6 protein-coding genes are annotated in these 5,277 nt (G+C 46.4%); 4 read left to right on the top strand and 2 right to left on the bottom strand.

Annotated features, from left to right (window positions below; genetic code table 11):
• The first annotated feature begins 443 nt into the window (after positions 1-443).
• The 3 genes from AAC083_RS02575 to AAC083_RS02565 all read left to right on the top strand — a co-directional run bounded on the left by AAC083_RS02575 (position 444) and on the right by AAC083_RS02565 (position 1,502).
• Positions 444-689 carry a hypothetical protein gene (locus tag AAC083_RS02575; protein ID WP_108535749.1) on the top strand — a complete coding sequence of 82 codons (246 nt, stop codon included), beginning with the start codon at positions 444-446 and terminating at the stop codon, positions 687-689.
• Between the two features lie 9 nt (positions 690-698).
• Positions 699-974, top strand: coding sequence for a hypothetical protein (locus tag AAC083_RS02570; RefSeq protein ID WP_108535748.1), 276 nt, complete (start codon positions 699-701; stop codon positions 972-974).
• 123 nt (positions 975-1,097) lie between these two features.
• Positions 1,098-1,502, top strand: a complete 405-nt coding sequence (locus AAC083_RS02565; RefSeq protein WP_108535747.1) for an antirestriction protein — start codon at positions 1,098-1,100, stop codon at positions 1,500-1,502.
• A 1-nt stretch (position 1,503) separates the two neighbouring features.
• Here AAC083_RS02565 and AAC083_RS02560 read toward each other — a convergent pair whose 3' ends face one another.
• The gene (locus tag AAC083_RS02560) at positions 1,504-1,977 is read right to left on the bottom strand and encodes a transglycosylase SLT domain-containing protein (RefSeq protein WP_108535746.1); all 474 of its coding nucleotides are present in this window, start codon (positions 1,975-1,977) and stop codon (positions 1,504-1,506) included.
• Between the two features lie 659 nt (positions 1,978-2,636).
• On the opposite strand from AAC083_RS02560, the gene AAC083_RS02555 reads away from it, so the two are divergent.
• The gene (locus AAC083_RS02555; protein ID WP_108535745.1) at positions 2,637-2,996 is read left to right on the top strand and encodes a relaxosome protein TraM; all 360 of its coding nucleotides are present in this window, start codon (positions 2,637-2,639) and stop codon (positions 2,994-2,996) included.
• Positions 2,997-4,569: 1,573 nt separating this feature from the next.
• Here the strand turns inward: AAC083_RS02555 and AAC083_RS02550 are convergent.
• A partial coding sequence (locus AAC083_RS02550) for a conjugative transfer relaxase/helicase TraI domain-containing protein (protein WP_308810989.1) occupies positions 4,570-5,277 on the bottom strand: 708 nt, incomplete at its 5' end.

The raw sequence follows: 5,277 nt of genomic DNA, 5'->3' as shown, positions 1-5,277 counted from the left end.
GGGCATGACCGCGAGCGGTCGCGCTGTCATGCTACGCATCGAGCCAGCGAAAAGATGCTGTCTCGCCCCTTCGGGTTTCCATCGCTCATGCCTCCGCCCCTAAAGGGGCTGCGCGCTCCGCTTGCCGCATCATTGGCCGCTGCTGGTCTTATTTTCCTCCCTGAGACTTCACCGCGCATCAACATAACACGCCGGAAGAAATAGCAAGAGTGCCCTCTGCACCCGTTCGCGCGAACAAGTTCGCTTGCGCTGCGGCTTTGAGTGCCCTCTTGCTATTTCTTCTTGTCGGCGTGTTGTGTCGCTTCGCACGGCGAAGAACTCAGAGAGGCAAATAAAAATAAGTAGGGAGCAGATGCCAATGACGCAGAAAACCTAAAGACCGGCTCAGAATCTAGAGACGCAAATTTTCTAAAAAAAACCAATAGATCTACACTGGGGGCCTTATGATGAATACCGAAATAAAAGGCAAAGGGTATATGTCTACAAGGATTGTAACTGATGAGAAAAACAACCCTATAAAAATAATGGAGACACTTTATTGGGAATGCCCTGAAACTTGGCGATTCTTCAAGTCTCCAGAAAAAAGAATAAGCCAAAACTTTTACGGGTTTGAATGGGAGAAGGTACAGGGAAAGCCTGATAATGCGGAATACATAGGCGTTTACTGGAAGCCGAGCAACATTAATTAAAGGGGCAACATGGGAACGCCAAAAGGGCTGTATGCTTTTCAATCTGGATCTTGGAGTAGTTTTGATGAGGCTATCAAGGGAGGGGCTGACTATCTGATTTTAGAAAATCCGTCAATAACAGATAAGTTGGACATAATAGCAACGGTTGATGCGTTATGGTTGGCTGAGCGGGTGATAAATGCAATAGGTGTAAATGGTGACTGGGTAATAATTTACTTTGACGGAGAAAAAACATATAGCAGCGATGAAATAATGGCTATATATGAGGAGGTTCAAAGTAATTAAAAGGGTAACATGGTTTAATTTATTTAAGGTGCAAGGCGAGAAAAAACTTGCACCCTACCAGTGGTAAGGTTATAATTTTTTCATGGTCTGGGATTGGCCTAGACCAATAGAGGAGTATTCCTTATGGACGTTTTAATTGCTGGTCTGGTTATCGATTCTAAGCGCATGGACATGATGCCAAAATATTTTGGGCGCTGGATGATGAAAACGGAAGGCAACATTTACGGATGGCTCAAAGAAATCTGTGAATCGTATAAAGGCGGATACTGGGATATGTGGGAAGTATCTAACGGTGCTTTCTTCATGGTGCCCCCCGCGAAAGATGAAGGTTATAGTCTGTCAGTTGATAGTAATGGTTTTGAGGGGGTTTTAACTGCTCACGCAACAGGTATTGTCGCTTGCCTGTTTGCTTACTATTACATGTGGGAAATGACAGATGATGATCGTTTTGTGCAACTTTATCACTCACTCCGTGCATATGCACTGACATTAGACGAGCGCAACTTAATATACAGTGCAATCGATTAATTCAACTTCCCTTGCTGTCCTTTGGCCTCTTTGATGGGGCCTTTTTTATTTGCTCATAAGTTGATTTGACTCGTTCCATATACCACTTACGTTTTGCTGCCTGTTCTGGTGACTTAGAGAATCCCGCATAGTAAGCCCCCACGGCTTCCCAGTTGTACCCCAGCCTCTTAATGGCAATGGCCATATAGTAAGCGCCCGTGTAAATATTCATACAGGGATCATTGTATAAAACAGTAGGGGTTATGCCGAACTGAGCGAGGTGAGAGAAATTACTAGAGTGGATCTGCATTAGACCCACCGCATATTTTGTCTCAGAAACAACATTCAGAGCGCGAGGATTAAAGCTGGACTCTCGAAATGAGGTGGCCCGCAACAAATCGGGATCGATGCGGTAAGCCTGACCAGCGAGATCGAAACAATCGGCGGCGCTCACGTTCTGGGATAGCAAAAGCATCAGCGTAAACAGTTTTTTCATGTCACTCCCTCTCTGGTCGATGCCTTCATTTTGCCACTGGATAGCAAGCCATGCCAGGTAAACCTCATATCGTTAAAATGCCTGGACAGGGTAACGAGCAAATTGCACGGCGAACTGATGCCGCACAATTCCCCCGTCACCCTGTCCTATATCGGTGAGAGAGTCACACAGAGCAAGATAACCCCATGAAAAACGCCGCGCAGAGGATAACTCGAAAATTTTCCGGCGAACGGATGCCGAAAAATCCCCTCGTCACCCTCTGCGCGCATATACCGAGTCAGCCAAAACCCCATATTGGTAGATAGCCTACTCTTCAACCCCAAAGCTCCACACCCGTAGCAAATTTTCAATTTGCAGATTAATTGTTTAAAAACAGTGACATGCGTTTGATTGGTTTGTGTTTGTGCGTTGTGAAATCCTTCATGGCACCGCTGATGCACTGCTATATGGCCGCTATGTAGCGGCGCTGCTGGCGGTGCTATGGCCTACACTTTTTATATCAATTGGTTATAACCTAGCGGTGGATGCACCGCTATCGTGATATCAATGGGTTAGGTGTTTACGCACTGTTGTGCTTGGCATAAGGCTTGCCGGGTGTAGCGGTGGGGGCGCTGCTATGATAAAGTCTGTTTTACGAGTATAAATTAAGAGTTGTATCTATGCCAAAAGTGACCATATACCTCAAGAACTCTGTGATTGATGAGATAAAATCCTTTGTGGAAGAAGATATTCAGGCGGGCGCTCATCCCGAGGAAGTTAGCTTTTCCAGTAAGACAAGTATGCTGCTTGAGTTGGGGTTGAGAGTCTATAATCTTCGTCGTTCTGAACATGCCTCTGGTGGCCGAGATGATTTTGATAAACTATTAATAACAGCTGCCCTTGAGGCTAAGTATCTAACTCAGTATTTGACTAAAACATTGTCTGAATCGCATGGAATTGATGTTTCTGCGGTAAAAGAAAAAGTTAAAAAAACAATCGAGGGGGATATAGAGGTATTCTTCCCAAATATAGAAGACTAGGTTGTCTTGGCAATTTTTAGTAAGCGGAATGGAATGGGTTTAATTAATGTTATGGAGTCAGGCTGGATGAATTTTAAAATAGAATAAAATACATCCAGTTAAATTCGTTCGTGTTTTCGCAAAAGTAGTCTTGCTTAAATCGTGGTGCTTTTTACCTAGGGGGACTTGCGTCAAGCGTTACTGCAATTACGATTATGAATCGGTTTACATGGCTTCAATATGTCGTAACAATAGCGTCCCCATATTTACACTTAAAGATCTAGTTACTTTCATATTCAATTAAGGTTAAAGTGAAAAGGAAATGGAGTTACAGGACTCCATGGAGAACATTTATTTTAGCGCGAGTTTTTTATGGGGAGGGTTAAATGTCGTGGTGGTTTTATTTGATGTGTGAGCGAACACTGATTTCATTTGGTAAATAGGCGTATATGAATGAGGGGGGGATTATGTGCTCTATGTCCTGCCTTCTCAGATATGACAGTAGGTCAACTTTTCATGGTTTTGAATATCCCTCACGGATGTAATGGTGTCATACCAAATGGCGAGTTCTGCGTCCATTGGATAACACCCAAGAGCAATAAAATGTCATGCCAACCTGTTTTATTGTTCCCTGAGCCAATTTAACAGAACGTTTGATTATGCTCAGTCAGGCCTGTAGGTAGAACAAAGGGGCCAGAGGCCCCTATATTAGTGTTTTATCGTGGTGGATGCCCCTGAACTGTCGAGGCTTTTTTGCTGAAATCTTTGTTTTCCATTGTAGTCCTAAGCTCACACTTCCCGTTACTCAAGCTCTCTCCAATTTCGCCTTCTGTAACCGTAAGTTCTAGGCAAGTCCCATCCCTATGACTTGCCGTCACAAAGCAGCGTTCTTGTGCTGGGAGCTTCTTTTGATCCTTGAAAAACTGAATCAGTGCGTCTTTAGACTCAATACTGGGAATTATGAACACGTCAAATCGAGCTGATGGTGGGCGCTTTGGAGTTACGTGGAAACACCGAATTTCACCAACAGAGGGAACGTATAGTCTGTCACCGTATCGGCTGTCATAGGCATTAGTCATGGATATATCCTTGTAAAAAAATGAAAATTGGCTTGGCTGGCTAAGGTTTAGCGATGCCAGATTTGAGAACAGCAGGTATATGCCTGTATTCGTAGTACGTGGGTACTTAAAGAAAAGCAAGGAGCTGATGTCGATAACGCTAGCTATCGGCATCTTTTGCCACGTTGCTTGCATGATTAGGACGTGGCACTTTTTAGACACTAACAGTACGAAAGAGATCGCATCCCTCGTCCGTGGCTGGCGTGAGCATGGTTGTCTGGGAATCCCCCCCCCGTATTACTGGACGGAGAGGCTGTCGTTCAATAGACATTTGTACCGGATTCAGACGGTAAACCAACGGGGCGTGGCTACGGCCTAAGTAAGGATGAATGTTTATTGCTAGGTATGATACTTTGATACTTGGTATGGCACTTTATTACTCGCCTACACCAAAGCATATATACAGATGGAACATAAAGGAGGGGGCATCAAGGCCCCCTCTTTCTTGCTTAGATATCTCAAATGCGATTCGCTATTTACTCACCTAGAGTGATCTCCTTAATAATATCTCTCTCCAGTCGGTCAAGTTTGTCTGTGAGCTCTGCCGTGTACTTCGCTTTGGCCGTGTCTTTGATTGCGGCGATCTCCCGTAGTTGCCGGTCACTGAGGGCCGACTCGCTGTCCAGTTGCTTGATGTCCTGCTTGAGGCGCTCGGCATCCGGGTCATGGGAGTTCGTCTTGTCATCCGGAAGGGAGATTGCATCCTTGGTGTGTTCCCTAGCCACCTGCTTCATTAGTGCTTCCTGGCGTTTGGCTTCCTCCTGCTGGGCTTTGTCCTCCGGCAGTTTGATGGTGCCGTCGCTTTCGCTGTCCATGGTGGCCAGGGCCTTATCGCTGTCGGTGACCAGCAGTTTTCCGCCAGTCATTCGCTGCAGGTTGTGCGGGTGGATGTCTCCGTTGATGCTCACCAGCACCCCGCTTTTCGGGTGGGCGGCGGCCAGCGCAATGCCCTCATCCAGACTGGTGGCGATCCGGGTTTCACCATTACTGGCGCGTTGCAACCCGATAAAGGCCGCCTGCTCGTTGCTCCCCAGCCGGTAGTCTTTGTCCAGACGTGGCCCAGGCTGGTCGACCCGGTGCCGGAGCTCTACCATCGCGGCCCCGCTCGGCTTACCATTATTGTCCCAGGTCGGGAAGGCAGCATGCGGGGTCGGGTATTTCTTGCCGGGGGCGATGTATTTGCC

Source organism: Aeromonas sp. HMWF014 (assembly GCF_963878295.1).
GTDB lineage: Bacteria > Pseudomonadota > Gammaproteobacteria > Enterobacterales > Aeromonadaceae > Aeromonas > Aeromonas popoffii.
This window is presented reverse-complemented; position numbering and strand designations above follow the sequence as displayed.

Excerpts from the sequence above, each read along its gene's own strand:
- AAC083_RS02575 (WP_108535749.1), top strand. The coding sequence starts at position 444 with ATGATGAATACCGAAATAAAAGGCAAAGGGTATATGTCTACAAGGATT.
- AAC083_RS02570 (WP_108535748.1), top strand. The coding sequence starts at position 699 with ATGGGAACGCCAAAAGGGCTGTATGCTTTTCAATCTGGATCTTGGAGT.
- AAC083_RS02565 (WP_108535747.1), top strand. The coding sequence starts at position 1,098 with ATGGACGTTTTAATTGCTGGTCTGGTTATCGATTCTAAGCGCATGGAC.
- AAC083_RS02560 (WP_108535746.1), bottom strand. The coding sequence starts at position 1,977 with ATGAAAAAACTGTTTACGCTGATGCTTTTGCTATCCCAGAACGTGAGC.
- AAC083_RS02555 (WP_108535745.1), top strand. The coding sequence starts at position 2,637 with ATGCCAAAAGTGACCATATACCTCAAGAACTCTGTGATTGATGAGATA.